This is a genomic window from Desulfoprunum benzoelyticum, from assembly GCF_014201505.1.
Taxonomy (GTDB): domain Bacteria; phylum Desulfobacterota; class Desulfobulbia; order Desulfobulbales; family Desulfocapsaceae; genus Desulfoprunum; species Desulfoprunum benzoelyticum.
Genome location: NZ_JACHEO010000002.1, coordinates 334447 through 358391 on the forward strand (window position 1 = coordinate 334447; position 23945 = coordinate 358391).

22 protein-coding genes are annotated in these 23945 nt (G+C 59.4%); 11 read left to right on the top strand and 11 right to left on the bottom strand.

Annotated features, from left to right (window positions below):
• The first annotated feature begins 40 nt into the window (after nucleotides 1–40).
• The gene (locus HNQ81_RS04000; RefSeq protein WP_183348534.1) at nucleotides 41–514 is read left to right on the top strand and encodes an iron-sulfur cluster assembly scaffold protein; all 474 of its coding nucleotides are present in this window, start codon (nucleotides 41–43) and stop codon (nucleotides 512–514) included.
• 141 nt (nucleotides 515–655) lie between these two features.
• Here HNQ81_RS04000 and HNQ81_RS04005 read toward each other — a convergent pair whose 3' ends face one another.
• A complete protein-coding gene (locus tag HNQ81_RS04005) occupies nucleotides 656–1405 on the bottom strand; it encodes a UPF0149 family protein (protein ID WP_183348536.1) in 750 nt (249 codons plus the stop codon).
• 268 nt (nucleotides 1406–1673) lie between these two features.
• Here HNQ81_RS04005 and HNQ81_RS04010 point away from each other — a divergent pair, with 268 nt between their 5' ends.
• Nucleotides 1674–3098, top strand: a complete 1425-nt coding sequence (locus HNQ81_RS04010; RefSeq protein WP_183348538.1) for a pyridoxal phosphate-dependent decarboxylase family protein — start codon at nucleotides 1674–1676, stop codon at nucleotides 3096–3098.
• Between the two features lie 28 nt (nucleotides 3099–3126).
• Here HNQ81_RS04010 and HNQ81_RS04015 read toward each other — a convergent pair whose 3' ends face one another.
• Nucleotides 3127–4554 carry a sigma-54 interaction domain-containing protein gene (locus tag HNQ81_RS04015; protein ID WP_183348540.1) on the bottom strand — a complete coding sequence of 476 codons (1428 nt, stop codon included), beginning with the start codon at nucleotides 4552–4554 and terminating at the stop codon, nucleotides 3127–3129.
• 477 nt (nucleotides 4555–5031) lie between these two features.
• On the opposite strand from HNQ81_RS04015, the gene HNQ81_RS04020 reads away from it, so the two are divergent.
• The 4 genes from HNQ81_RS04020 to HNQ81_RS04035 all read left to right on the top strand — a co-directional run bounded on the left by HNQ81_RS04020 (nucleotide 5032) and on the right by HNQ81_RS04035 (nucleotide 8756).
• On the top strand, nucleotides 5032–6192 hold the full coding sequence (locus HNQ81_RS04020; protein WP_183348542.1) for a citrate/2-methylcitrate synthase: 1161 nt from the start codon (nucleotides 5032–5034) through the stop codon (nucleotides 6190–6192).
• Between the two features lie 177 nt (nucleotides 6193–6369).
• Nucleotides 6370–6846 (top strand): SET domain-containing protein-lysine N-methyltransferase, encoded by a 477-nt coding sequence (locus HNQ81_RS04025; protein WP_183348550.1) that lies wholly within the window; start codon nucleotides 6370–6372, stop codon nucleotides 6844–6846.
• An 8-nt stretch (nucleotides 6847–6854) separates the two neighbouring features.
• Nucleotides 6855–8051 carry a diaminopimelate decarboxylase gene (locus tag HNQ81_RS04030; protein ID WP_183348552.1) on the top strand — a complete coding sequence of 399 codons (1197 nt, stop codon included), beginning with the start codon at nucleotides 6855–6857 and terminating at the stop codon, nucleotides 8049–8051.
• 156 nt (nucleotides 8052–8207) lie between these two features.
• Complete coding sequence (locus tag HNQ81_RS04035) at nucleotides 8208–8756, top strand: DUF2058 domain-containing protein (RefSeq protein ID WP_183348554.1); 549 nt, start codon at nucleotides 8208–8210, stop codon at nucleotides 8754–8756.
• Nucleotides 8757–8765: 9 nt separating this feature from the next.
• Here the strand turns inward: HNQ81_RS04035 and HNQ81_RS04040 are convergent, their stop codons facing one another.
• Nucleotides 8766–9374, bottom strand: coding sequence for a hypothetical protein (locus HNQ81_RS04040; RefSeq protein ID WP_183348557.1), 609 nt, complete (start codon nucleotides 9372–9374; stop codon nucleotides 8766–8768).
• Nucleotides 9298–10284, bottom strand: coding sequence for a metal-dependent hydrolase (locus HNQ81_RS04045; protein WP_183348559.1), 987 nt, complete (start codon nucleotides 10282–10284; stop codon nucleotides 9298–9300). The genes HNQ81_RS04040 and HNQ81_RS04045 overlap by 77 nt, the downstream gene beginning before the upstream one ends.
• A gap of 126 nt (nucleotides 10285–10410) precedes the next feature.
• Here HNQ81_RS04045 and HNQ81_RS04050 point away from each other — a divergent pair, with 126 nt between their 5' ends.
• Together HNQ81_RS04050 and typA are read left to right on the top strand one after the other, a co-directional pair.
• A complete protein-coding gene (locus HNQ81_RS04050; protein ID WP_183348561.1) occupies nucleotides 10411–11766 on the top strand; it encodes a DEAD/DEAH box helicase in 1356 nt (451 codons plus the stop codon).
• A gap of 226 nt (nucleotides 11767–11992) precedes the next feature.
• Entirely contained in the window at nucleotides 11993–13795 is a 1803-nt protein-coding gene (gene typA / locus HNQ81_RS04055; RefSeq protein WP_183348563.1) for a translational GTPase TypA, read from the top strand.
• Nucleotides 13796–13984: 189 nt separating this feature from the next.
• On the opposite strand, the gene HNQ81_RS04060 is transcribed toward typA, so the two are convergent.
• The 6 genes from HNQ81_RS04060 to glgX all read right to left on the bottom strand — a co-directional run bounded on the left by HNQ81_RS04060 (nucleotide 13985) and on the right by glgX (nucleotide 19804).
• Nucleotides 13985–14416 (bottom strand): NUDIX domain-containing protein, encoded by a 432-nt coding sequence (locus tag HNQ81_RS04060; protein WP_183348665.1) that lies wholly within the window; start codon nucleotides 14414–14416, stop codon nucleotides 13985–13987.
• Between the two features lie 163 nt (nucleotides 14417–14579).
• Nucleotides 14580–15152 carry a 5' nucleotidase, NT5C type gene (locus tag HNQ81_RS04065; RefSeq protein ID WP_183348565.1) on the bottom strand — a complete coding sequence of 191 codons (573 nt, stop codon included), beginning with the start codon at nucleotides 15150–15152 and terminating at the stop codon, nucleotides 14580–14582.
• Nucleotides 15153–15164: 12 nt separating this feature from the next.
• Nucleotides 15165–16118, bottom strand: coding sequence for a ketopantoate reductase family protein (locus HNQ81_RS04070; RefSeq protein WP_183348567.1), 954 nt, complete (start codon nucleotides 16116–16118; stop codon nucleotides 15165–15167).
• Nucleotides 16119–16123: 5 nt separating this feature from the next.
• On the bottom strand, nucleotides 16124–16939 hold the full coding sequence (locus HNQ81_RS04075) for a DNA-binding protein (RefSeq protein WP_183348569.1): 816 nt from the start codon (nucleotides 16937–16939) through the stop codon (nucleotides 16124–16126).
• Nucleotides 16940–16978: 39 nt separating this feature from the next.
• Nucleotides 16979–17533: a GDSL-type esterase/lipase family protein gene (locus HNQ81_RS04080; protein ID WP_183348571.1), complete on the bottom strand. Its 555-nt coding sequence runs from the start codon at nucleotides 17531–17533 to the stop codon at nucleotides 16979–16981.
• 147 nt (nucleotides 17534–17680) lie between these two features.
• The gene (gene glgX, locus HNQ81_RS04085; protein WP_183348573.1) at nucleotides 17681–19804 is read right to left on the bottom strand and encodes a glycogen debranching protein GlgX; all 2124 of its coding nucleotides are present in this window, start codon (nucleotides 19802–19804) and stop codon (nucleotides 17681–17683) included.
• A 153-nt stretch (nucleotides 19805–19957) separates the two neighbouring features.
• On the opposite strand from glgX, the gene HNQ81_RS04090 reads away from it, so the two are divergent.
• The 3 genes from HNQ81_RS04090 to HNQ81_RS04100 all read left to right on the top strand — a co-directional run bounded on the left by HNQ81_RS04090 (nucleotide 19958) and on the right by HNQ81_RS04100 (nucleotide 22567).
• Nucleotides 19958–20899: an Lcl C-terminal domain-containing protein gene (locus HNQ81_RS04090; protein ID WP_183348575.1), complete on the top strand. Its 942-nt coding sequence runs from the start codon at nucleotides 19958–19960 to the stop codon at nucleotides 20897–20899.
• 269 nt (nucleotides 20900–21168) lie between these two features.
• Nucleotides 21169–21564 (top strand): response regulator, encoded by a 396-nt coding sequence (locus HNQ81_RS04095; protein ID WP_183348577.1) that lies wholly within the window; start codon nucleotides 21169–21171, stop codon nucleotides 21562–21564.
• Between the two features lie 46 nt (nucleotides 21565–21610).
• Nucleotides 21611–22567 (top strand): YbgA family protein, encoded by a 957-nt coding sequence (locus tag HNQ81_RS04100; protein WP_183348579.1) that lies wholly within the window; start codon nucleotides 21611–21613, stop codon nucleotides 22565–22567.
• Nucleotides 22568–22871: 304 nt separating this feature from the next.
• Here the strand turns inward: HNQ81_RS04100 and HNQ81_RS04105 are convergent, their stop codons facing one another.
• On the bottom strand, nucleotides 22872–23939 hold the full coding sequence (locus HNQ81_RS04105) for a D-alanyl-D-alanine carboxypeptidase family protein (RefSeq protein ID WP_183348581.1): 1068 nt from the start codon (nucleotides 23937–23939) through the stop codon (nucleotides 22872–22874).
• Between the last annotated feature and the right edge of the window lie 6 nt (nucleotides 23940–23945).

The window sequence follows — 23945 nt, forward strand, 5'->3', positions numbered from 1 at the left end:
GTTGGGGTCGGGTCGGGCAGAGCAGGGGTGGTGAGTGAAAATGGCGATCGATGATGATGAGTTCGAGGCTGCGGTAGCAAAGATTCAGCAGGAGGTCTTCAGCGACGTCCGTCGCGCTTTCGGTGATGTCGGTTTTGAACGCTGGCGCAAGACCCGGTATCACGGGCGGATGCATGATGCCGACAGTTTTGCCCGTATTCGCGGGGCGTGCGGCGATACGATGGAGATCTACTTGAAGTTCCGGGACGGTGTGGTGCAGAAAGCCACCTATTTTACCGACGGTTGCGGATCGAGCGCGCTCTGCGGATCTTTTGCGGCAGAGCTGGCCATGGGCAGGAATCCCGATGAGGTCTGCCGTATCACCGGTGCGGATGTGCTGAAAGAACTCGGCACCTTCCCCAAGGAAGAGGAGCACTGCGCGGCCCTGGCGGCCGAGACCCTGCAGGAGGCCCTCCATCAATACATGCTCAACCAAACGGAGCGAAGGAGTCGAGAAGCCGTAAAAGGCAGTTGAGCCTGAAGTCGTCGCGGCCGCTTGCCGGCAGGATCAGCGCTAACGGTGCTGTTACAGTTCGTTGATCCTGCTGCAGTCCTCCCCGCCAAACCGGTCGCAATCGCCTCCGGCGCCTGTTCTTCCCCGTGATTTTCCCAAATCCTACCTGTGCGACCGCGGGAACCGGCCGCGGATGAGCCTGCCCATTGTCGCCGGCGCCGTTGCTTTCTCCCCGGGCGCCCCCGCCTCTCCAATCTCTCCCAATCCCTTTGTTCTCATTGCATCCAGGAAACCGGCATACTTCTGCAACTGGTCGATCGCCATCGGCAGGGTAAACAGGAGCACGGCCAACTGCCGGTCCGGGGTGTCACCTGGAGCGGAATCGGTCTCGGTAACGGCCTCCTTCATGATCTCCTGCGGCAGGCGGTCGAAGACAACGTTTCTGATCTCGGGTGCCAGCAACCCCTCGACCACCATCAGGCTGGAGAGGACATCGTGGATCATACCCGGCGGCAGAGATGATGATTCTTCCGGTTCCCAGATGTCGGGGCGCAGGGATAAAGCCAGGTCGAAGCCGAAAGTCCACTCCAGAATCGCATCGAACGTTTCAGCCCTGGAAGAAAAGATATCGAAAGGAAAGACGAGGCTGCCGGCACGGAAGGCGGTGTTGAAGGTCTTCTGGATCTGGATCAGGCCATCGCAGGTCTCCCGGCCCTGGTCCATGGAGGGAAATTCCGGTGTTTTACCGGCGAAGATCAACGGTATCCATTCGCTCGGCGGCAGAATCTCCGGGGTAATGGCGATACCGTAAAGAAATCCGGTCAACTGGTCATAGGACAGAGCATTTCCAAGCTCAGATGCCAGCTTGATGAATTTCTTCAATATTTTCTTGTTGTCCTCAGTGATCAACACATCCTGTTGCCGCCCTTGGGTGAAAAAGCTTTATGGGTCACGCCAGCCTTCGCTCAGGTTTAAAGGACAGTGCCGGGAAAGAAAAGGAAAATCCGTAGCCGCTGCCCCTCTCGGCACCGGCAATCTTCCTCTGGCGGGACGGCGCCGTGCAGGATTTTTCAGCTTGTTCCGGCGTCCGCAGAAAAATGCTGGGATTGAGCGGTGGAGGCTGGTAGAATTGCCGTCTTTGCATCCAGTGATGGTCGTACCGCAATCAAGTGAGGTAGGTATGGAAGAGAACGAGGTGTTTTCGCAACTTTTTGCGATTGTTGAACAATATTACAGAGAGCAGCGGTCGGGGACCTTTCTCGATTACCATAATCCGGAAGAACTCACGAATCTGCTGCAGCTCGACGATCCTGAAGGCAAAGAGAACTGGGAGAACCTTTTCGGCTGGGTCGACAAATACCTGCGCTATGCGGTGAAGACCAACCACCCGTCGTTTGTCAACAGGATGTGGAGCGGGGCGAGTCTGCCGACCGTCATCGGCGAGATCGTCACCGCCATCTCCAATACCTCGGCCTGCACCTACGAGAGCGCCCCGGTCTCGACGCTGTTCGAGAACTATATGATCGACCGTATGCTCGATATCGTCGGTTTCACCGGCGGCCAGGGGCAGATGACGACCGGATCGAGCAATGCCAACATGATTGCGATGATGTGTGCCCGCAACCTCTACGACCCGGCGGTAAAGGAAGAGGGGGTCAGCAGGGGCAAGCTCGTCGCCTATGTCAACGCCGATGCCCATTATTCAATGGATCGGGCGGCCAACATTCTTGGCCTGGGCCTGAAGCAGCTGGTCCGGGTCCCGGTCGATCATCGCGGTCGCATGGATGTCGATATCCTGGCGCAGCGGCTGGCTGAGACCGAAGCCCAGGGAAGGCAGCCGTTTTTCGTCGCCGCCACTGCCGGGACGACGGTACGGGGGGCCTTCGACCCGATCGAACCGCTCCTTCCCTTGCGGGCCAGGTACGGTTTCTGGCTCCATGTCGACGGGGCCTGGGGGGGAGCGACGGTGCTCAGCGAGACTCTGCGTCGCCGCTATCTGCCGGGGCTGGAAAAGGCCGATTCCTTTACCATGGATTTTCACAAGATGCTCGGTTCGTCGCTGATCTGCAATATCCTGATGCTGAACCGGGGGGAGAATATGCTTCGGTCGTCCCTGGCGGCCGGCGACGGCAGCTATCTCTTCCGCGACGATGGCGAGGACGGTCTCCTCGATCTCGGCCCTTCATCGCTGCAGTGCGGTCGCCGGGTCGACAGCCTGAAATGGTTTCTCGACTGGAAGTTCTATGGACGGGCCGGCCTGGCTGCTCGGATCGAGCGGTTTCTCGAGCTCTGCGGCTATGCCGAGCAATGTCTGGGCAGACACCCGGAGTTGGAACAGATGGCCCCGCGCGAGTCGTTCAATCTCTGTTTCCGGTACCGCTGGCCCGAGGCCGAGGCGAACCGGTTCAACCTCGCCCTGCGCACCAGACTGTATCAGCGAGGGATCAGCATGATCGGCTGCGCCTATGTCGAGGGCCGCCTCCTCCTGCGGCTGCTGATTACCAACGTCTCAGTCGACGAAGGACATGTCGAGAGGTTCTTTGCCGATCTGGTCGGCGCCGGGCGGGCGCTGGCGGCCGAATGGATGGCGGGTACGTCCGCCTGACGGGTGGTGATCCCGGCGGGGAAGGCACTCAACCGGTTTTTTTCTTGAAGTCCTCCTTGTTCAGTCCCAGTCGTTTCATCTTGTTGTAGAGTCCTCGCGGGTTCAGCCCGGCGAGCTGGGCAGCCCGGTTGATCCGGCCCTGGCTCTTGGTCAGCACCATCCGGAGGTAGAGATCCTCGACCTCATCGGTGACCTCCTGCTCCACCTGGGACAAGGTCTTGCCCTTCCAGTTGCTGGGCGCGGTCTTTTCCCCGTTCGAGTGGGTGAGGGAGAAAAAATCCTCGCTGTGAAAGACGCCGGGCAGATCCTGCAACGATATCTCATCGGTCTTGCACAGGAGCATCGAGCGCTCGATCACGTTCATCAGCTCGCGGATGTTGCCCGGCCAGTCGTAGCGACACAGGGCCTTCATCGTCGGTTCGGAGATCTGGCGGACGTCCCGGCCGATCTTGTGCTTGTAATGCATCAGAAAGCGGCGGGCGAGGGCGGGGATATCCTCGCGTCGGTACCTGAGCGACGGGATGTGCAGGGTGACGACGGAGAGACGGTAGAAGAGGTCCTTGCGAAAATTGCCCTTGACGACCTCTTCTTCGAGGTTGCGGTTGGTCGCGGCGATGACCCGGACATCGACCCAGGTCGATTTTTCGGCCCCGATCGGTCTGATCTCGTAGTCCTGCAGGACCCGCAGCAGCTTGGCCTGGAGATGCAGCGGCATCTCGCCGATCTCGTCGAGGAAGATCGTGCCGCCATGGGCCTGCTCGAAGGCGCCCCGCCGCGAACGAGTGGCGCCGGTGAAGGCCCCCTGCTTGTGGCCGAACAGTTCGCTCTCGAGGAGCTGTTCCGGCAGGGCGGCGGTGTTGACGGCGATGAAGGGGCCCGCAGCCCTCGGGCTTTCGGCGTGAATGACCTTGGCCAGATGTTCCTTGCCGACCCCGGTTTCACCGGTTATCAGGAGCAGGGAGTCGCTGGGGGCGACCTGCTGCACCTCGTTCATGAAGATCTGCATGATCTCGCTTTTCGTCTTGAGATCGTTGATCTTCGGCTTGGCCTGGCCCCGGTGGTCGAACCGTTCGAGCTGGAAGAACTGACGCCGGGACTCGAGGGTCGCCTCGATGGCCTCGCTCAGGCTCTTGATTGAAATGCCGGAGAAGAGCACGGCATCGGCGCCGGCAGCCACCAACTGCGCCTGTTTTTCGGCGGAGTCGATATCGTGGAGGATGACCGTCGTCGGGTTTTCCGGGAGGTTGTTGAGGGTGGAGATCCCCGACTCGACGGGCTGGGGGATCAGGGAGTCGCTGATGACGATGATATCGCCGCAGCTCTGCACGACCTTCTGCCACGGGTTTTTTTTGTGACCGAAGGATTCGATCTGCACATCGGCCACCATTGAAATAGTGTTTTCCAGCAGTCTCTGCAGTTCGGTGTTCTTCAGGGCAAAAATCAATCTGGTGAGCATGATATCCTAAAACGGTATTTCAGTTCCTGAAATCGGGGCGTAAACCAGGGTCTTGATAAAAACGGTATACAGATACCGATAAAATTCACCAGAATCCCTGGCGGAGGTGGTTCGCATCGCAGGAATATTTGTTATTATATGCTGATGTCGAACCGAAAAGGTATTGTATTGTTGCGTTGATGACCGAATCCGGTGTTTCAAAAATACAGATTATTGGTAAAGAAAACAAGTTGGTAAAGCAGTAAAGGAAGCACAGTGCCGAAATTTCTCCGCCGAGAGGCTGAAAGGCTGTGCTTTCCGAGGTGGAAAATGTTTGAAATCGGGTAGATACGTATGTGAAACGGATCTGGCACCATATATGCTAAAGGCGATCCCGGTGCCAGAATACTATGAACGGAAAAAGAGAGCCCTGCCGGCTGGAAACGATCGCCGGTGTGTGTCACGGCAGGGTGATCAATTGGTTACAGGAATGTTAACATGGCAAAGAACTGCATCAAGGAACCGGAAGTGAAACAGACGTCGGAAGCGGGGCTTGCCGACGTCGTGGCCTGCCAGTCGGATATCTGCTTTATCGACGGCGACAACTGCCGCCTGGTTTATCGCGGCTATAACGCCATCGATCTGGCGATGAACAGTAATTTCGAGGAGGTCGCCTACCTGCTGTGGTACGGCTGTCTGCCGAGAATTACCGAGTACAAGGCCTTCCTCGCCGGTTTCACCGGGTCGATGGCCCTGCCCAGCAACACGGTCATGATCCTGCGGATGTTCCCGAAGTCAGTGACGCCGATGGAGGTGCTCCGCACCGCTGTCTCCTCTCTGGGACACTGGGATCCGGACAGCGGCAACACCGCCCTCGATGCCAGTCTGCGCAAGGCCCAGCGCCTGACCCTGCGCATGCCTCTGCTGATCGCCGCCCACCAGCGTCTCCGCGAGGGGAACGAGCCGATCAACCCGATTCCCGGCCAGGGTATTGCCTACAACTTCCTGTATACCCTGAAGGGCAAGGTTCCTGATCCGAAGATCGTCGAGGCCTTCGATATGGCCCTCATCCTCCATGCCGACCATGAGTTGAATGCCTCCACCTTTGCAGCCCGGGTGACGGCGGCAACCATGGCCGATATCTACTCCTGCGTCACCAGCGCCATCGGGGCCCTCAAGGGACCGCTGCACGGCGGCGCCAACATGGAGGTGATGCAGTTGATCGAAGAGATCGGGACGCCGGAGAACGCCGAGCCCTACATTCTCGACAAACTCGAGAACAAGGTCAAGATCCCCGGCTTCGGTCACCGGGTCTACCGCTGTGAGGATCCCCGGGTCGCCGTTCTGCGCGACTGTGCCGAATCGATCTCGGAACTGGCCGGCGAGGGCAAGAATTATGCGATCACCCGGGAAATCGAGCGCGTCGTGCTCGAGAAGACCAAGGTCTATCCCAATGTCGACCTCTATACCGCCTCGCTGTACCATGCGATGGGGATCCCGACCGAGCTGTTCACCCCGATCTTCGCGATCAGCAGAGTCGTCGGCTGGACCTCGCATATCCTCGAACAATGGTCGAACAACCGCCTGATCAGGCCGCGGGCGGAATATACCGGCCCCCGCGACCTGGTCTACTCGCCGATCGACCAGCGGACGAGGTAGGACAGGGGTATTTTACGACAGCGATGGGATTGAAGGCAGCCGCGCCGGGTTTGCAAACGAATGTGCAATGAATGTGTGTAATCACGCTGGAAGAACCGGTGGCGTCCACCGGGTTCGAATCGGCAAAGCTGCCTGGCTCTATCCAGGTATTCTCAACATGGAGAGTAGTGAGAAGCAATGTACCCATCGCATTTTGGCAGCAATGTGCTGTTTCCGCGCCGGCAGGACTTCGAGGTGGTGGTCAAGGATGAAGTCGTCGGCAAGGGGGTCGTGGCCCGCAGAGGTTTTGCCAGAGGAGATCTGATTGCCGCCCTGGCCGGCGAAATCATTGATGACATCCGCCAGCACAGCCTGCAGATCAGGCCCGGCGTCCACCTCTACGACGTCTATTTTTCCGGTTATTTCCTGCACTCCTGTTCGCCGAATGTGCATCTCGACATGGACAATCTGGTGGTCCATGCCATCAGGGACATCCGCCCCGGCGATTACCTCTTCATGGACTATGCCCAGACCGAGGATGTGCTGTTCAAACAGTTTCCCTGCAGCTGCGGCTCTGAAAACTGCCGCGGCTGGATCACCGGCCGAAAAGAGCAGACTGCCGGCTATATTGCCGAAAACCTGACAGATATCCCAATCAACAAGATCGTCGGCTGAAGGCGGCCATGAACGGATGGTGGGAGCGCGACGATCTGCGCTATGCCGCTGACCGCCTGATCTTTGCCGGCCGGGTGGCGGCGGATCTGGCGCATCAGTACGGCAGTCCTTCTTTTTTTTACAGTGCCCGCCGGGTGGCGGCGAACATGGCCCGGCTGCATGGAGTTCTCGATGCGGCCGGTTTCGCCGGTCGGCATCGCCTCAACTATGCGATGAAGGCCAACCGTTTCGCTCCGTTGCTGACCTGGATGAAGACCAGCGGCCTCTGCCGCATCGACGCCTGTTCCCCGCAGGAGGTGGAGCATGCCGTCGGTTGCGGATTTTCCCCGGCCGAGATCTCGTTCACCGCGACGAGTCTCTCCGACCGGGATTTCGATCGGTTGTCACGGCTTGACGGCCTGGTCATGAACTGCGATTCCCTCCATTCGATCCGGCAATGGGGGGAGCGCCGGCCGGGGCGGAAGATCGGCCTCCGGGTCAATCCGGCGGTCGGCGTCGGTCGGGCCGACAACGAGATGCTGCAGTACAGTGGCGGTCGCACGACCAAATTCGGGCTCTACCGGGAACAGTTCGCCGAGGCCCTCGAACTGGCGGCACGGTATGGCCTCACCATCGAGCGGATCCACTTCCACACCGGTTGCGGTTATCTGACGCCGCAGTTGAACGCCTGGGAAAAGGTCGTAAAGGAATGCCTGTGGTTCGTCGACCGGATCGCTACGGTCACGACCGTCAATGTCGGCGGCGGTCTCGGCGTCCCTCATACCGACCGGGACCGTCCCCTCGATCTGTCGCTGTGGGCGGCAATCCTGAGCCGGCATTTCCAGCAGCGGCGGCTGCAGATCGAAGTCGAACCCGGAGATTACCTGGTCAAGGATGCCGGGTTGCTGCTTCTCACGGTCAATGCGGTGGAAAAGAAGAAGGACACGGTCTTTGTCGGCGTCGATGCCGGCTTCAACATCGCGGTCGAACCAGCGGTCTATGGCCTCCCTTTTCAACCGGTTCCGGTCTGTCGCCGGCCGGGCGAACAGCGGTGCACCCTGGTCGGCAATATCAATGAGGCCCTTGACGTCTGGTACGCCGATGTTGCGATGCCGCCGGTAGCATCAGGCGATTTCCTGGCCCTGATCAATGCCGGGGCCTATTCGGCCTCGATGGCCTCCAACCACTGCATGCGCGGCGAGTTCAAGGAATTTCTGCTTCTCTGAGACGCTGTCGGCGATCCGGTCAGCGGCAGTGCTTGCCAGAATCGTTGCAATTGGTTGATCCGTCACCTAGAATGAGTCCCGGAATGGTCGGCGGTGCATGGGCACTGTCCCGTTGGTAAAGTCAAGGCAGCAGGGGAATCGAAGGAGATGTCATCGATGGGAAATTCATTTCGGGAACAGTTGCTGAAACTGGGCCTGGTCGAGAAGAAACAGGTCGATCAGGTCAAGAAGAAGCAGTACCTGACCAAAAAACAGCAGCAGAGAAGCCGGGCTCAGGAAATCGTCGACGAAAACAAGGCCTTGGCCCTGCAGGCGCAGGCGGAGAAGAAGGAAAGGGAGCGTCTGCGTAACCAGCAGCGCGAGGAAGAGCTGCGGCGCAAGCAGGAGGCGGAGCAGGTCAGGCAATTGATCGCCAGCCACTGCCTGGCTCAGGACCGGCAGGGAACGGCCTTCCGGTTTGCCGACGGCGGCAAGGTCCAGCGGATCTTCGTCGCGGCGGCGATGGTGGACGGCCTCAGCCGGGGGTTGCTGGCCATCAGCCGTTCCGGTCCTGCCTATGAGGTCATCCCGGCGGGCATTGCCGAGAAAATCATCCGGCTCGATCCGGCGGTCATCGTCCTGTGGAACAGGGATCCGAAAAATGCTGCAGCGACCGCCGACGATGCCTACGCCGGCTACGAGATCCCTGACGATCTGGTGTGGTAGGGCAAGGGGCTATCTGGTGCTTACCTCCGGCAGCAGGCTGAACTGCAGCATGTCCCGGCGGGCCTCGATGTTGACGAATTTCATCCCGATGATCAGGGTCTTGCCGCCGCTTTTGGCCACCAGCGGTTTCATGTCCTGCATCGAGACCGGAAATTCCCGGCCGTTGAGCAATGACACCAGGGCCTGGCCGAGATCGCCCTTGCCGCCGTTCTGGGTCGCGTTCATCCTGTCGACCACCGGCTTGATATAGAGGATCTGGCGTTGCCGATCAAAACGCAGGCGGGCGTTGCAGTTGAAATCGAGTTCGACCTCCCCGACCTTGAGATTGATCTGGTGACCGGCCAGTTCGGAAACGATCCGCAGGTCGCTGCCGGCCACGTGCAGCCGACAGGAGAGGTGCCTGTCGCCGAACTGCAGGTCGTCGATGCGAATGATCCTGATCGTTCCCTGGAGTCCTTCCGATCTGGCATCGATGTCGAGCGGCAGCACCGCCTGGACGGTCCTGGCCATCACGCTTTCCGGGAGATTGAGGGTGATCGTTTCATCCTTCTGGGCCAGGCCGTGACCCGGGAGGAGAAGGGGAAGGAGGAGAAGGATCGCCTTGAGCACCGTCTTCATGATTGTCATCCTTTGTCTGGTGGGGGATACGAGAAAATAACGATAGTATAATCGTTTGCAGTATCAGAACACAAGCCAGAATAATCCCCAGCATCGAGGCCGGGTTGCGGATCCGGTTGTGCAGCCGGTAGTCGGTGACCGCCACGGTATCCGCGGCGACGAATCGGCCCCGGATCGACACCGATCCGGATTGGTCCGGGGTCGTTCCCTCCAACCTGATCGTCTCGCCGCTGAAGATGGTAACGGCCCGGGTCGCCCGATCATAGGTCGTGCGATCGAATTCAACATACTTTCCGGGGCGGGCTGTTTTATCTTTCAGGGTATGGAGAAAGTGGAAATCGGTCTGTTCGAGATTGTCGAGAAAAAGGAGGGGACTGGCCAAGTAGAGAAGAAGACAGGTCGCGGCGGCGGCAATCCGGCCGGGGGGCATGGCGGCGGCCCAGATCGACTGGCGGACAATCCGCGGCCAGCACCACAGCAGCGTGATCAGCCCGGCGACCGTCAGCGGGGTGCCGAGGGGATGGTCGAGGTCGAACAGATGGAACTGCTGCGCGGACCAGTCGAACGGCGCCAGGAGGTGGACGCCGTTGGCCCATTTGACCTGGGTCGCATCGAGCAGCAGGTGGAACAGGCAGTTGCCGGAAAGGATGGCGAAGGTCGCCGCCGGCCGACGGGAGAACTGGGCCACGACGGCCGACAAAAGAGTGCAGAAGAGGAGGCTGGCCTGGATGGTGGCGTAGAGCCTGATCGTGTATGGCGCCGCCAGTCCGAGGGTGAGAGATGCCCGGAGCAGGATCCAGGGGATGTCCGGAATGATGCAGCCGACCACGACCCACGGCAGGACCTTGTCCGATAACGCCGCCCTGTGCACCGGTGCCTGCAGGGCGATATGGCAGAGTGTGTTTGGCAAGCCCTTGTCCTTCGGGTAAGATGGTGTTGACAGCGGCCACTGGACCTCCGCGGCGGTGCCGGCATCCAGGCGATAGTAGCCAATTCATCGACAGAGCACAAGCGACCTTTGATCGCCACCCTCCCCATGCAAACGCCGATCCTCACCGTGTCCGCCGACTGCCTTCTGGCAGGAATCGACACTGCTGTCGAGCTGGAACTCAAGCGGCTGCTGACCATCGATAACCCCCGCTACGTTGCCGCCAAACGCTATGGCCGGTGGATCGGCAAACGGCTCAAGCCGACGCTGGAATACTATGTCCCGGTTCCGGGTGGTCTCCGTTTTCCACGCGGATTTTCCAACCAGGCGATCCTGCTGTGCCGGCAATTGATGGGCTGCTCGCCGGAGATTGTCGACCACCGGCGCCTGCTGCCGGAGATCGATTTCCATTTTTCCGGCGCGCTGCGGTCCTACCAGCAGGAGGCGGTCGAAAACGCCCGGCGGCGATCTTTCGGCGTTATCGAGGCCGGGACCGGCAGCGGCAAGACGATCATGGCCCTGGCCCTGATTGCCGAGAGACGGCAGCCGGTTCTGGTTGTCGTCCATACCCGGGAACTGCTCTACCAGTGGCGGGATCGGGCCTCTGAATTTCTCGGTTGTCCGGTCGGGCTGGTGGGCGACGGGCATTTCGTCGTCGAGCCGTTCACCGTGGCCATTGTCAATTCGGCGCGCAAACACGTGGCGGCGCTTGTCCCTCATTTCGGCCACCTCGTGGTCGATGAGTGTCACCGGGTCCCGGCGGCGCTGTTCACCGATGTCGTCTCGCATTTCGACAGCCATTACCTCCTCGGTCTCTCGGCCACCGCCTTTCGCAGCGACGACGGCTTCACCCGGTTGATCTATTATTTCATGGGCGACAGGATTCACAAGGTCGATCAGGGGGAACTGGAGGCCAGCGGCGCCGTCCTCAGGCCGCGCCTGATCCAGCGGGAAACGGCGTTCACCTTCAGCTATCGCGGCGACTACCAGGCCCTGATCAGGGCGCTGGCCGGCCACGAGGGGCGGAATCTCCAGATTATCGAAGATATCTGCCGGACGGTGGCGGAACCGGATGCCGGAACGGCACTGGTCGTCTCCGACCGCGTCGGCCATTGCGAAATCTTTGCCGATGAGCTCCGGCGCCGCGGGATCCGGGTAGAACTGCTGACCGGGCAGGTTTCCCAGGAGAGGCGCCATGCCGTGGTCGCCGCAGTCCAGAACGGCGAGCTCCAGGTCCTGGTCGCCACCCTGCAGCTGATCGGCGAGGGCTTCGACTGTCCCGGTCTCAGCAGCCTGTTCCTGACAACTCCGATCACCTTCGAGGGCCGGCTGCTGCAGGTCATCGGTCGGATCATGCGGCCTGCCGCCAACAAGGAGGCGAGGGTCTACGATTACGTCGACGGAGCAATCCCGGTGCTGCAACGATCGGCCGTATCCCGCCGCAAGGTTCTGAGCCGGTTGTAGGCAGAGGAGCAGGGTGCGCCGATTCAACGTCCATTCGGCTTTTTCTTGCCATCCCGAAATCGTTGGAGTAATATTATTCTCTTTTTTCTTTGAAAATCCGTACTGGCGGATTTGAATCCCGGCACCCCCTGTCCAGGTGAGTGCTTTTTTTGTTGTATCATCTCCCAACATGACCTCGCCGCCGCAGAACGCAGTGGGCTCTGCAACTTCTTCAGGATAATGAGAAATGGAACAGGCAAAGATACGCAACGTGGCGATCATCGCCCACGTTGATCATGGAAAGACCACACTTGTTGATCAATTATTTAAACATTCCGGAATGTTTCGTGATAATCAGCAGGTGTCGGAGCGGCTGATGGACTCGATGGATCTCGAGCGGGAACGCGGCATCACGATCACCGCCAAGAACGGCTCCTACCAATACAAGGATTTCTGGATCAACATCATCGATACCCCTGGTCATGCCGATTTCGGCGGCCAGGTCGAGCGGGTATTGCGGATGGCCGACGGGGCCCTGCTGCTGGTCGATGCCCAGGAGGGGCCGATGCCGCAGACCTATTTCGTCCTCAAGAAGGCCCTGCAGAACCATCTGCCGGTCATCGTCGTCATCAACAAGATCGACAAGCCGGCGGCCCGCTGCGACTGGGTCGTCGACCAGGTCTTCGACCTCTTCGTCAAACTCAACGCCCCCGACAATATTCTCGATTTCGCGGTCGTCTACGCCTCGGCCAAGGGGGGGTACTCGATGCTCAGTCTCGAAGACGATATCGAGACCCATCGCAATATGGACAGTGTGTCGGAGATGATCGTTGCGCATATCCCGGCCCCGAAAGGGGCGAGCGACCAGCCCCTGCAGATGCAGGTCGGGACCATCGAATACTCGCCCTACCTCGGGCGCCTGGGCATCGGCAAGGTCGTCAACGGGACGATGTCGATCAACCAGCCGATCGTCGTCGCCCGCCGCGACGGCTCGATCAAGCCGGTACGGATCTCGAAGATCTTCCGCTTCCAGAGCTCGGAGAAGGTTGCAGTCGACACGGTCGGAGTGGGGGAGATCGTCGCCATCGCCGGGATGGAGGACGTCACCGTCGGGGTGACCTTCACCGATCCGCTCGATCCCCGGCCGCTGCCGCTGATAACGATCGATCCGCCGACCATCTCGATGAACTTCATTCCCAACGATTCGCCCTTTGCCGGCAGAGAGGGGAAATTCGTGACCTCGCGGCATATCGAGGAGCGGCTGCAGCGGGAGGCGCTGGCCGATGTCGCGCTCCGCTACGAGTCCCTGAGCGATGCCGTGGGCTTCAAGGTTTCCGGCCGGGGTGAGCTGCACCTGTCGATCCTGATTGAGAAGATGCGGCGTGAGGGCTATGAATTCCAGGTCACCCGGCCGCAGGTCATCATGAAGGAGGACGAGAACGGCCAGTTGTTGGAACCGTACGAACGTCTGAGCGTCGATGTCGATGAGCTCTATCAGGGGGCGGTGATCGAAAAGCTGGGCAAGCTCAAGGGCCAGATGGAGGAGATGACCACCGCCAACGGCATGGTGCGCCTGGTGTTCGTGATTCCGACCCGCGGTCTGCTCGGTTACCGGTCGCAGTTCATGACCGACACCAAGGGCATGGGGATCATGAATTACGTCTTTCATGAGTACGGTCCCTACGCCGGCGACATCGTCAACCGCGTCAACGGGGTGTTGGTGGTCAAGGAACCCTGCACCGCCGTCGCCTATGCCCTCTTCAACCTCCAGGAGCGGGGCCGGCTGTTCATCAATCCCGGTGTCGCCCTGTACCAGGGGCAGATTATCGGTGAGCATTGCCGCTCGGTCGATCTCGTCGTCAACCCGGCCAAAGGCAAGAAGCTTACCAACATGCGGGCCTCCGGCTCGGACGAGGCGGTCATCCTCACCCCGCCGGTGCTGATGAGCCTGGAGGATTGCATCGCCTATATCAACGACGACGAACTCGTCGAGGTGACGCCGGAATCGATCCGCCTGCGCAAGAAGGGCGGGGTCAAACTCAAGGCCTGAGGTGCGCCATGAAGGCGTTGCTTATTCTGCTCTGTTCGGTGGCGATCGGCATCGCCACCTTCGCCGTCATCGCCAGAAAGTACGGCAGCGACTGCATCCCCTGACTGCTGCTGTATGGATCCGTGGGCACGGGTCTGCTGGCGTTCTGGCTGCTGCAGATGATCTTTTAGGCGGTCTTTTTTCCGTCCCTCACCTGCCTGCCGCTTTTGCCGCATAGTAGTCGGCAAGGATCAGGGCGTGGTCAAAGGCCAGCTGCGGCAGATCTGTGCTGGTGCAGAGGGCAACTTTGCCGGCGTCGTCGCCGGCGACCGGATCACCTTCCGCCCTGGCGATGAAGACGGTCGAGGCGCTATGCTGGCGGGGATCGCGCCCCGGGGCGGAGTAGGTGTGGAACTGCCTGAGGTCGGTGACGGCGAGCCCTGTCTCTTCCTGGGCCTCGCGCCGGGCCGCCTGTTCGTAGGATTCCCCGTAATCGACAAAACCCCCGGGCAGAGCCCAGCCGTAGGGCGGATTTTTCCGCTCGATCAAGACGATCCTGTCACCGATCTCGATGATGATATCGACGGTCGGGATCGGGTTGCGATGGACGGTGATAGGTTGATGGCAGTGGGGGCAGTGCATCGTAGTCATCCTTCTTCGGTTCCGAATCAAGCGTTGCCTGTCATCCTTTCAACGGCGGGAAGGTCCGACGACTCAGGGTGGCGCAGGCCGCCAGCGCCCGGGTTTGTCCTGTCTTCTCATGGCGCCCGTTGTCATTGTATTTGAAATTACTCGTAAAATAGAGCTACAGGGTGATCAGTTGTCGTATTTCCTGCCAGCTGGTCACTGATCGCAGGTCCTGCCGGCCCTGGTTCCAGGGCTGAGAAAAGATCAGCGGGGTGATGTTTTCGACCGCCAGCTGGCGGCAGGTCTCAGGGCGATCGTCGACGAAATAGCGGAGGCCGTGTTCGTGGATATACCGGGCCTTGTCGTCCGGGTCGCCCATGGCGATCAGGTTGATTGAACGGCTCGCCTTCCCGGAAAAGTGCGCATCAATCCAGTCCCTGGCCGGCTGCAGCAATGGGCGAGCGGTGATGATCGTCACCGGGGCGGCGGCCGCGAGCTCGGTCATGACCTCGACCGCCCCCGGCATCGGCAGCAGACCGGTGCCGAGCGAATCTTCGAGAATGTCGGTAAAGATCCGCTCCACCAGCGGCATCGGGATATCGAGACAATCCTCGACACGGAAGGAGGTGATGTCGGCCAGGGTGAACGAGCAGTAGTCGTGCTCTTCACAGGCCAGACGGATGAAGGTGGCGGCGGTGTCGGCGATGACGCCGTCCAGATCGAAACCGATCTCGTGGGGGAGGATCTTCATGGCGGTTGGTTGTCAGTGGGGTGCGGCGTAGCCCGCTTCGATCGCCCTGATCTGCTCGACCAGGCGGAGGTTCTCCGGTGTTTCCAATCCGAGTGATCGCCCTTCCCTGACGATGGCGCCGTTGATGGCGTCGATTTCCGTCCGTCGCCTGCGCCGCACATCCTGCAGCATCGAGGAGATGTTATCGGCCGTTTTTCTGCAGACCTCGACAGTGGCGGAATAGGGATCACCGGTGACGACGATGCCCCCGGCGCGGGCCACCCGCTCGGCCTCGGCCACCGCGGTCCGCATCCGCTCGACGATGCCGGGGAGGGTGAGGAGGTCGCCGTTGGCACAGCCATGGATGGCGGTCAGGGCGTTGATGCCGACATTGACGAAAAGTTTGGCCCAGAGGCGATGAAGGATGTCGTCGGTCATGGTCGTGGTCAGTCCACCGCGGCTGCAGATCGCCGCCGTCTGGTGGAGGAGCGTGGTGCTATGGGCATCGGCCGGCGATGGGAAGCCGAGAAACGTGGCCCCGTGACCGGCGTGGCGGACATGGCCCGGGTTCAGCAGTGTCGCTCCTTCCGTCGTCGTGCCGTAGGCGATGGCCGCTTCGCCGGCTGCGTCACCGCAGTCGAGGTGGGCGATCCCGTTCTGCAGGAAGAGAAGGACTGTCCCCTCGGTTAGGAGAGGCCGGCAGGATGCAAGGCTCGCGAGGACATCGTAGGACTTGACGCAGAGGATGACGACATCGGCCGGTCCGGCGGTCTCCGGATCCGCCGTCACGGGAATCGGGAAACGGCGGCGATTCCCATCCAGTTCGCAGCAGATGCCCTGGCGGTTGAGGAGGTCGGCACGGTTGCGATCGTGGTCAAGCACTGACAGCCGGGATCCGGTTCCTTCCATTCCCCTGCTGAGGGCGGCGACAACAAGGCAGCCAAGTGCGCCCGGTCCGACGACAAGGAGGTGGATGTCCGGTCGCATAGCTGTCAGGGGAGGAATTTTGCATCCTCGACGATTGCGGCATAAGCGTAGCCGGCTCCAAAGTCCTTGTCGGCAACCATTGTTCCTTCAGCGGTGACGACCGTCCCCTCGGTCGGGGTTGCGGCGGTGGTGACGACGAGGTCGTGGGTGTTGGTCAACGGGTCGCCGGAACCGTCCTGCAGGTGGACCCAGTTGCGGCCCATGATGTTCATGTTGATCTTCATGACCTTGCCCTGTACCCGTACGGTTTTGCCGTTCAAGTCCTTGGCTTTGAGGAATATTTCGTGCACCGTGTATCCATTGGGGCCACTGGCCTTGTCGACCGCGATTTCAGCGAAGGGGACGACAGCCCCGCCACTGCCTCCGGAAGTCGACGCCGGCGGCGCTTCGGCGGTTTTTTCGGCCTCGACCGCCGAGGCGAACGAGCCTTTGTCGCCGGCTGGCGCTGACGTCGCCGGGCCGGTCTTGTCCCCGGCGGGATTGCCGTCAAGACCGGGTGAGAAAACGAGGGCGGCAAAGGTTCGGTCCAGAGTTTTGCTGTGAAAATCCTTCATCGTCATCCCCGCCTGGTAGCTTACGGTTTGGCCGGTCTTGACGGTCGTCTCGGGGATGGCCACCCAGGTTTTGTCCTTGCCGGACTCGACCAGCAGGTAGGTATATCCTCCCGAATTCATTGTCTCGATGATCTTGCCTTGGCCGGCGGCGCCGCTTCCGGCGTCGGTTGAGGGAGTCGCCGCTGTGGCCATGCCGGCGAGGGCGAGGGTCAGGAGGACAAAAAAAGTGCACACCGAAATACGTTTGCCGTGGAAAAGTTGTCTCATTGCGTTCATCGTGGATATGAAAAGAAGAATGGTTGTACCTTACTCATCATCATGTTCGATGAGGAAGGCGATATGTTCGAGCAGGGTCCTGGCCCAGATTTCATATGCCTGGGGGGTCAGATGGACACCGTCTTCTTGAAACAGGTCTGCGTCCGACTGGATGAACTTGGAGCAGACATCGAGATAGCAGCTGCCCGTCTGCATCGTCATCGCTTTGATATCAGCGTTGATCGTGGCAATCTCCGCAATGCTTGGAAAAAATCGCCGCATCGGCAGGAGACTGGTGACGATGATCTCGGCGGCTGGAAAATCCCCGCTGAGTTGGACGACTATACGACGCAGGCAGTCGACGAAATCGAGCTGCCCCTCGAGGGCGTCGTTGGTGCCGATCATGATCAGTATGGCGGCCGGCGATCCCACGTGCTCGCTCAGATCCGGCAGGGAGGCGAGGAGATCGAAGGCGGTGGCGCCGGGAACGCCGTAGTTCAATACCTTGCAGAAAGGTATCCGACGCTGCCAGTTATTGTCGGCGACGAGAGAATCACCGAGAAGGAGGAAGCTGCCGGTTGCGGCCTGACTGGTTCGGGTGAACATGTCGGTGTCGACAATATGCTACTATTATTGAAAAAATAATATTTGACGAGAAATAACACACCGCACTACATTACCATGCTCGTCAGTTTCCCGCCAAAGGTTTTCTCGCCTCCCTGACGGGATGGGGGGCAGCTGCCGAGACCGCAGTCACGTTCCGGGCCTGGACTGCAGCACCACGACCGACTGGGGAAGTACGGCGAGAACCTGGCCGCTGTCGAGAGGCGGATGGAGACCGGGATCGACAAAGTCGTCCGGTGCGGCGGCGGAGGTGTCGATGATCCGGAACCAGGCACGACCGACGGTGTCTTCGGGGGGGCCGGGGAGGGTGAAAGACAGTGTTTCCTCGCGACTGCCGTTGATCATGATGAAAAAATCATCGTCGCGGATCATGCCCTGCCGTCGGCCATGAAGGAGAAAGGCGAGCCCATGACAGTCCGGGGCCCAGTTCGGTTGCCCGGGTTCGAGGTACTGCCAGGTAATTTCCGGGGCATGGTCGGTTTCCGGATCTGCTTCGTGGTGGCGGAAAAATTCCTCACGTCTGAAGACCGGATGCTTCTTTCGCAGATCAATGCAGCGCCGGAAAAACCGGAGCAGATCTTTGTTTTTGTGGGCGAGACTCCAGTCGATCCAGCCGATCCGGTTGTCCTGGCACCAGGCGTTGTTGTTTCCCTGCTGGCTACGGCCGAACTCGTCGCCGGCAGTGATCATCGGAATCCCCTGGGACAGGAGAAGGATGGTCGCCATGCTCCGCATGCGCCGGAAACGGAGCTTCCGGACCGGCCGCGGGCCAGGGTCGCCCTCGAAACCGCTGTTCCAGCTGAGGTTGTGATTTTCGCCATCACGATTGTCCTCGCCGTTGGCCCGATTCCGCTTCTTCTCGTAGCTCACCAGGTCGTACAGGGTGAAGCCGTCATGGCTGGTGATGAAGTTGATCGAGCTCAAGGGGCTGCGACAGCTGGTTTGATACAGGTCGGAACTGCCGGCGATGCGGGTGGCGAGCCGGGTGACCATGTCGTCATGACCGGCCATGAAGGCTCGGACGTCATCACGAAAGCGGCCGTTCCACTCGGCCCAGCGACTGTCGGTGGAAAAGGAGCCGACCTGGTACAGACCGGCGGCATCCCAGGCCTCGGCGATGATTTTGGTATCTCTGAGTACCGGGTCTTCGGCGATCATCTCGATCACCGGCGGGTTGGCGAGGACCTGGCCGGTACGGTCCCGGCCGAGGATCGAGGCGAGATCGAAACGGAATCCGTCGACGTGCATCTCGATGACCCAGAAGCGAAGGGCATCGCGGATCAGGCTCCGGACCACCGGGTGATTGCAGTTGAGGGTGTTGCCGCAGCCTGAGAAGTTGAGATAGGTCCGGTTTTCCTGGTCGAGAAGATAGTAGATGGGGTTGTCGATGCCGCGGAAGCTGCTCGTCGGGCCGTCGTATCCTCCTTCGCCGGTATGGTTGAAGACGATATCGAGGAAGACCTCGATTCCGGCCTGGTGCAGGCTTTTGACCATTGATTTGAATTCATTGACATGGTTGCCGCAATCGGCGGCGTACCCCGATTTGAGCGCGAAGAAGGAAACCGGATTGTAGCCCCAGAAGTTTTTCAGTGGTTCGGAACTGTCGGGATCGTGGAAGACGATATCGTTCTCATCGAATTCCGTCACCGGCATCAGTTCGACGGCGGTGATGCCGAGGGCCTTCAGATACGGAATTTTGTCGACGATCCCGAGATAGGTGCCGGGGTGGGAAACGCCGGCACTGGGGTGCCGGGTGAACCCCCGTGGGTGGAGTTCGTAGACCACTGTTTCCGGCAACGGCGTTTTCAGGGGCCGGTCCCCTTCCCAGTCGAAATCCTGCCTGGCCGGGGTGCTGCAGGACGGGGCCCTGCCGTAGGCACATTTTTCTCCCCATTTTCTCGGCAGAAGGCGGGGGCACAACGGATCGATGAGGAGGGTGTCGGGATCGTAGATAAGCCCGTTATGCGCCGGTGAAAAAGTCCCGTCCATGCGATAGCCATAGGTGAACTGGTCCAGAGCGGTTTCGAGCCTGATATGCCAGATGTCACCGGTCCTGTTTTCATCGGGATGCAACGGGATTTCATGGCGATCGTTCGTGGCCCCGGTAGCTGAGGTGAAATCGATGACGAGGACCACCCCGGCGGCGTGGCGGCTGAACACCGCGAAATTGTATCCTCCCTCTGGAGAAGGTGAAACACCCAGCGGAACCGGGCTGCCTCTTTTTTTTCGAAAAGGGGGAGGAAGACTGGACATATATGATAATTATTCCTATTATTAAGAAATGCAGAGGACCGGAAAAGTGCGCGCGCTGGAAGTGCTCCTGCATCATACACTACAATATGCTTTGGAATAAAGTATTTCAGAAGGACGGCGCTCCTGATGGAATCACACAGTGGAGAAAATACCATGGGAACGTTTCATCGACTGCAGTTCGGCCAGCGAACGATCAGCTCCATCGACTGGGAGATGAGCCCGGATCTCAGTTTCGGCACCTACGAGTCCTGGGGTGGAAGGGAGAGGGTGCGCAATAACAAGGAATTTGTGTATTATTTCTTCATCGACAACTGGGGAGAAGAACCGAAACTGTGCCTGATGGAGCGAGCCGTCAAACATGCGAGAATTATCGCTGAAATCAAGGCTCCGGCGGAACTGGTGAGGAGATGCGTCGAAGGCCAGGGGCTTTCCTCGCGCTTCGAAAAGAGCTACGCCATCAATGACCAGGTCAGGCAGTGGCTGGTAGAGAATGTCCTTGAAGGCGGGGATGGGTCGCTGATTGTCCCGGTGGAGGAAAAAGTCGATATTGAGGACATGGGCCCTGCGCTGCCGTCTCGTTCGGCGGTCGACAGGCTGCAAGATATGATCATGCTGCCCGCCGTTGCTCTGGATATCAGGGATGAAGAGGCTGCTGCCATCGTCAGAAGGTGGAATTTTTATGATGCCGATCTCAATGGGCGGGGCCGGTTCGACAATCTGCTCGTTGATGGCGATGACGGCCGGATCGCGATCGACCTGCGGACTTCGTTGATGTGGCAGCGGCAAGGGTTCGATATCGCTTCCTATCGGATGATACAGAAGAGTGTGGACGAGGCCAATGAACAGGGGCTTGCCGGCTTCCATGATTGGCGTTTGCCGACCCTCGAGGAAGCGATGTCGCTGATGGAACCGCAACGGAATGACAAGGGCCTCCATCTCCACCCCTGTTTTTCGCGGGAGCAACCGTTCATTTTTGTCGCCGCCCGGAGAAAGCCGAGTGGGCACTGGTTTGTCGATTACAAGCAGGGGCGCTGTTTCTGGTCATCCGCGACCATCCCCGGCGGCTTTGGCAGGCTCGTACGCTCGCTGGATTGAGAGTGTGCAGCCGTGGGGAGAGAGGTGACTGGGGTTGGCCAATACATTCTCTCGCCTCCCTGCAAACAATACAGGCGGTGTTTCCGCTGCCCGGTGGCGGTTTCTGATACGGTGATCCTGGTTGTTTTCGTTCCCAGGATTGGGTATGAATGATGAAGGATTGGAAAAGAAGCCGCTGCAGGTGTTTTTGTCTCATACCTTTTGCGGTAGGCCGTATACCGCTGTAGCGGCAGGTTCGGAGATACGGTTTTTTACCGGAATGGAATAGAATGCAACACATATTGATTATCGATGATGAAGAAACATCTCTTGATATTCTCCGACAGATTCTGGAGATCGACGGCTATGACGTCGTCGAGGCCAGGAATGGGCAGGAAGGGATCGAGATATTTAGAAAACAACCTTTCGATCTCGTCATTACCGATCTGGTCATGCCGGTGAAGGACGGATTGAAAACCATTCTCGAACTGCGTCAGACCGATCCCGATATTCCAGTCATCGCCATCTCCGGCGGAGGAGTCATCGACAAGGAGAGATATCTCAGTGTGGCCGGATATATCGATCGGGTAACGACCCTGCCGAAACCGTTCAACCGCCTTGATCTGGTGGATGCCGTCCATCGGCTGATCAAGCCGGTATCTACCTCAAATACCCTGCCTGCCTGAAGATTTCCCGGGGGCGGGCCTGCTTGGATACGGAACTATGGAGCTGATGAAGGAAGAGAACGGAAAATTGAAGATCGGTGTCAGTGCCTGTCTTCTCGGCCAAAAAGTTCGCTATGATGGCGGGCACCAGCTCAATCACTTCATCCGTGATATCCTGGGGCAACACATGGAGCTCGTGCCGGTATGTCCCGAGGTGGAATGCGGTATGCCGGTGCCGAGAGAGGCGATGCGTCTCATAGGTGATACGGACAACCCCAGGCTCATTACCCGCCGGACCGGAATCGATCATACCGAAACGATGTCGACTTGGGCGGAGGCAAGGGTTCGGCAGTTGGAGAGCGAAGGACTCTGCGGCTTCATCTTCAAGAAAGGCTCGCCGAGCAGCGGCCTTTTCCGAGTCAAGGTCTACAGTCAGGATGGAGTGCCCCACGGTGCCGGAGTCGGCATGTTTGCCCGGACTTTCGTGCGTCATTTCCCCCTGCTGCCGGTCGAGGAGGATGGGCGGCTCAATGATGACCGGTTGCGAGAGAACTTTATCGAGAGCGTCTTCGTCCACCGCCATTTCCGCGACCTGGTCGCCGGGTCGTCCGGCAGAGGGGCGCTCGTCGACTTTCATGCCCGGCACAAGCTGCTCCTTCTTGCTCACAGCCAGGAACACTATCGCCGAATGGGCCGATTCGTGGCTGACCTGCCGGCAGACCTGCAGGAGGCGTATCGGGAATACGGCGTCCTTCTTGCCGAGACATTGCGAGTTCTGACCACACCGAAAAAGCATTGCAATGTTCTGCAGCATGCTCTTGGCTATTTCAAAAAAGATCTGTCGGCGGATGAGAAACAGGAGATGCTGGAGGTCATCGATGCATACCGCAACGGCGACGTGCCGTTGATCGTCCCGATCACCCTGCTCAATCATTTCGTCCGCAAATACAACCAGCCCTATCTGCGGCAGCAGTACTATCTCCACCCGCATCCCCTCGATCTCCGCCTTCGCAGTTACATTTAGGAGCCGTTACGGAATAACCATTACCTGTTCAGCCGATTCGTTACGGTCTCTTCTGCCGGTAACGACGCTTCGCTGGTACGATTGATTCCATACAACGGCTTAGCCGTTCCATCCATCACCCCGGGACGCAGTCCGTTCGAGCGTGAACGCTGCCCCGAAGATCAGGGTTGGGGGCGAGGGAATTGCCGGCCCTTCGGGCGTCGGGTTTTTCCTGAAAATGACAGGAATGCCGGGATTATGGCGGTGCGGCGGCGGTTCGGGAATGATCGGCTGCCTTCAGGATGACTGGGATCGACGATGGGGATCAGGGGGTTGATCGGGCAACGAGTTCATGCCCCGCAATCGTCGATGAGGAGGGGGCCGCGACGAGACGTTCCTGCAGCGAAAATCCATGCTGGACCAGTTTTTTGACATCGGCCCACATCGTTTCACAGCCCATGACGGCGATGACGATCTCCTGGTTCCCACGCTTGAACTTGCCGACATAGGTCTGTCGGGCGGCATTGGTGAAACCGGTCTTGCCGCCCTGGGTGCCTTCAACCTGCCACAGGGCCTTGTTGTGATTGCGGAGCAGGCTGCCATAGCTGGTTTTTACCTTGACCTGCTTCATCCGGGAGGCGAAGGCCGGATCCTGCATGAAATGCCGGAACATGACGGCGAGGTCGCGGGCGGTGGAGGTCTGCCCCTTGGCGGTAAGGCCGCTGGCGGTCTTGCAGACCGTGTTCTTTGCCCCCCACTCCCGGGCTTTTTCGGTCATCATTCTGGCGAAGGACGATTCGCTGCCGGCGATTTTTTCGGCCAGGGCGACGCTGGCGTCATTGGCGGAGGCCAACAACACGGCGTTGATCAGATCGTTAGCCTGGTAATGCTTTTTCGGATTGAGGTCGACCTTCGAGCGCGGCTGGTCGGCGGCCCGGCGGCTGACGGACACCTGCTCGCTGCCGCTCAGGGATTTCAGCGCGATCATGCCGGTCAGGATCTTGATGGTGCTGGCGGGTTGGCGCGGGTTGTCCGCATTTTTGGCGTAGAGGGTTCTGCCGCTTCTGCCATCGATGATGATGGCGCTTCGCGCCGATATGAGTTTGCCGATCCTGCTGTTGTCGACAGGGGACGTGGTCGATTTTTTCCGCGGACTGGAGACCGCCTGGACCTTTGCGGGCGCAGGACATTCGGTCGAGCGCAGTACCTGTTTTACCTTGCTGATATCGTTGTATTTGCCGAGAACAACCACCGTCGATGTGCCGGCGGTTCGTTTTTTGACGTATTTTTTCTTGGTTGCGGCATCTGCATGACTGGTGAGACTGAACAGGGTTATGACGGTAAAGAATAACAATGTAAGCAGGGTTGTGCCGAGGATGGTCAATCTATTCATAATCTC

Bases quoted from the DNA above. Each gene is read 5' to 3' on its own strand.
- HNQ81_RS04000 (WP_183348534.1), top strand. From the start codon at position 41: ATGGCGATCGATGATGATGAGTTCGAGGCTGCGGTAGCAAAGATTCAG.
- HNQ81_RS04010 (WP_183348538.1), top strand. From the start codon at position 1,674: ATGGAAGAGAACGAGGTGTTTTCGCAACTTTTTGCGATTGTTGAACAA.
- HNQ81_RS04015 (WP_183348540.1), bottom strand. From the start codon at position 4,554: ATGCTCACCAGATTGATTTTTGCCCTGAAGAACACCGAACTGCAGAGA.
- HNQ81_RS04020 (WP_183348542.1), top strand. From the start codon at position 5,032: ATGGCAAAGAACTGCATCAAGGAACCGGAAGTGAAACAGACGTCGGAA.
- HNQ81_RS04025 (WP_183348550.1), top strand. From the start codon at position 6,370: ATGTACCCATCGCATTTTGGCAGCAATGTGCTGTTTCCGCGCCGGCAG.
- HNQ81_RS04030 (WP_183348552.1), top strand. From the start codon at position 6,855: ATGAACGGATGGTGGGAGCGCGACGATCTGCGCTATGCCGCTGACCGC.
- HNQ81_RS04035 (WP_183348554.1), top strand. From the start codon at position 8,208: ATGGGAAATTCATTTCGGGAACAGTTGCTGAAACTGGGCCTGGTCGAG.
- HNQ81_RS04040 (WP_183348557.1), bottom strand. From the start codon at position 9,374: ATGAAGACGGTGCTCAAGGCGATCCTTCTCCTCCTTCCCCTTCTCCTC.
- HNQ81_RS04050 (WP_183348561.1), top strand. From the start codon at position 10,411: ATGCAAACGCCGATCCTCACCGTGTCCGCCGACTGCCTTCTGGCAGGA.
- typA (WP_183348563.1), top strand. From the start codon at position 11,993: ATGGAACAGGCAAAGATACGCAACGTGGCGATCATCGCCCACGTTGAT.
- HNQ81_RS04060 (WP_183348665.1), bottom strand. From the start codon at position 14,416: ATGCACTGCCCCCACTGCCATCAACCTATCACCGTCCATCGCAACCCG.
- HNQ81_RS04065 (WP_183348565.1), bottom strand. From the start codon at position 15,152: ATGAAGATCCTCCCCCACGAGATCGGTTTCGATCTGGACGGCGTCATC.
- HNQ81_RS04070 (WP_183348567.1), bottom strand. From the start codon at position 16,118: ATGCGACCGGACATCCACCTCCTTGTCGTCGGACCGGGCGCACTTGGC.
- HNQ81_RS04075 (WP_183348569.1), bottom strand. From the start codon at position 16,939: ATGAGACAACTTTTCCACGGCAAACGTATTTCGGTGTGCACTTTTTTT.
- HNQ81_RS04080 (WP_183348571.1), bottom strand. From the start codon at position 17,533: ATGTTCACCCGAACCAGTCAGGCCGCAACCGGCAGCTTCCTCCTTCTC.
- glgX (WP_183348573.1), bottom strand. From the start codon at position 19,804: ATGTCCAGTCTTCCTCCCCCTTTTCGAAAAAAAAGAGGCAGCCCGGTT.
- HNQ81_RS04090 (WP_183348575.1), top strand. From the start codon at position 19,958: ATGGGAACGTTTCATCGACTGCAGTTCGGCCAGCGAACGATCAGCTCC.
- HNQ81_RS04095 (WP_183348577.1), top strand. From the start codon at position 21,169: ATGCAACACATATTGATTATCGATGATGAAGAAACATCTCTTGATATT.
- HNQ81_RS04100 (WP_183348579.1), top strand. From the start codon at position 21,611: ATGAAGGAAGAGAACGGAAAATTGAAGATCGGTGTCAGTGCCTGTCTT.
- HNQ81_RS04105 (WP_183348581.1), bottom strand. From the start codon at position 23,939: ATGAATAGATTGACCATCCTCGGCACAACCCTGCTTACATTGTTATTC.